This is a genomic window from Moorena sp. SIO4E2 (assembly GCF_010671945.1).
Lineage (GTDB): Bacteria > Cyanobacteriota > Cyanobacteriia > Cyanobacteriales > Coleofasciculaceae > Moorena > Moorena producens.
On the sequence record NZ_JAAHIE010001068.1, the window covers coordinates 1 to 1,803 of the forward strand.

A 1,803-nucleotide genomic window follows, 5' to 3' on the forward strand; every position below is an offset into this window, starting at 1 on the left:
GTGAATAAGAGCAGATTCAGACAAACCATTAATCGCTCATTCTATTTTAGATGCCAAAGAATCCAATTTAATTGACAAAATTTACGTTTCCACAGACGACGCAGAAATTGCAGAAATTTCTAAAGAATATGGAGCCGAAATCATTGAGCGTCCTGAGGAATTAGCTAGCGATAAAGCTTCATCTGAATCTGCTCTTATTCACGCAACTTATGAGATTGAAAAAATTGGCATTTATCCTGAATTAATTGTATTTTTACAATGTACTTCTCCTATTAGAGCAGGTACAGATATTGACAATGCTATCAAGAAAATTCAGAGTACAAATGCTGATTCTTTATTGTCAGTTTCTCCTTCCCACAGATTTCTTTGGGAAGAAGTTAACGGTGTAGTCAAGTCCATTAATTATGATTATTGTAATCGAAAGCGCCGTCAGGACATGAATCCACAGTATGTTGAAAATGGTTCTATTTATATTTTCAAACCTTGGGTTCTCAAAGAATTTAGTAATCGTCTCGGCGGTAAAATTTCTATGTTTGTCATGAATGAAGCTGCTAGTTGGGAAATCGATTCCTTGACTGACTTTGAAATAGCAGAGTCTCTTTTGAAGAAGTATAGTTCTATTTAATTGGAGAATATAGATGATTGAATTACCTGATTTTAACCGTGCTTTTGAATACGAAAACAACTTTTATTTATCCTGCGACCCCACAAGGATAGGTAAAATATTAGCTCACTATGAATTGTATAAGATGGTTTCAAATGTACCTGGTGCAATAGTCGAATGTGGAGTTTTAAAAGGTACTTCTTTAGTTAGATTTGCAAGCTTTAGGGATTTATTTAGTAATTCATCATCGAAAAAAAAATTGGATTTGATACTTTTGCTAAGTTCCCTGAAACTCAATTTAATCAAGACAAATATCCCAGAGATAAATTCATAAACAATGCTGGAGAATAATCGATTTCAAAAGAACAATTATTAAGTGTTTTAGACGATAAAAAGCTTAACAAAAACCTAGAACTTATAGAAGGAGATATTCTACAGACTGTACCTGATTACTTAGAATAACATCCGGAATTAAAAATATCCTTATTAAATCTAGATACGGACATATATGAACCAGCGGTTGTAATATTAGAACGTCTTTTTCCAATAATTGTCAAAGGAGGAGTTTTAATTTTAGATGACTATGGAGTTTTTCCCGGTGAAACTAAGGCTGTTGATGAGTATTTTGCTAGTCAAAATATAGAAATTAAAAAATTCACCTTCTGTATGACTCCTTGTTACGTAGTGAAATAATAAATTCAGGAGTTATTTTAAATAAATGCTAATTGACAAAAATATTGCTCAATATATTGTCTTTACTGAAGACAGTATTATCAACGCGCTCAAAAAAATTAGTGACAATAAAAGTCGAGTTATTTTCTCGGTTACTGAATCGGGTATTGTTGAAGGGATATTAACTGATGGTGACTTTCGACGGTGGTTGGTAAATCAAAACACTATTGAATTAAACCAACCTATTTATAATATTACTAATAAAAACTTTAAATTTGCTTATTTTAATGAAGAACCGGACAAGATTAAATCCTACTTTTCTGAAAAAATCGAATTCGTTCCTCTGATAGATAAAAATCACCACTTAGTTGCTATTGCTAGAAAGCGACCTGGTGTAATTCAAATTGGCAAGTTTACTATTGATGCAGAATCACCAGCATTCATAATTGCAGAAATTGGTAACAACCACAATGGCAGTTTGGAATTAGCAAAGAAACTGATTGACTTAGCAGTAGAAGCAGGGGCTG

Annotated in this window: 4 protein-coding genes; all 4 read left to right on the forward strand. The window is 32.6% G+C overall.

Going from position 1 to position 1,803, the window contains the following annotated elements; translation table 11 throughout:
- Positions 1–4 precede the first annotated feature (4 nt).
- The gene (locus tag F6K37_RS40705; protein ID WP_502887834.1) at positions 5–625 is read left to right on the forward strand and encodes an acylneuraminate cytidylyltransferase family protein; all 621 of its coding nucleotides are present in this window, start codon (positions 5–7) and stop codon (positions 623–625) included.
- 13 nt (positions 626–638) lie between these two features.
- Entirely contained in the window at positions 639–938 is a 300-nt protein-coding gene (locus F6K37_RS40710; protein WP_287256989.1) for a hypothetical protein, read from the forward strand.
- A gap of 191 nt (positions 939–1,129) precedes the next feature.
- A complete protein-coding gene (locus tag F6K37_RS45165) occupies positions 1,130–1,297 on the forward strand; it encodes a TylF/MycF/NovP-related O-methyltransferase (protein WP_353839124.1) in 168 nt (55 codons plus the stop codon).
- Between the two features lie 25 nt (positions 1,298–1,322).
- On the forward strand, positions 1,323–1,803 hold a 481-nt coding region (locus F6K37_RS40715), incomplete at its 3' end, for a CBS domain-containing protein (RefSeq protein WP_502887833.1).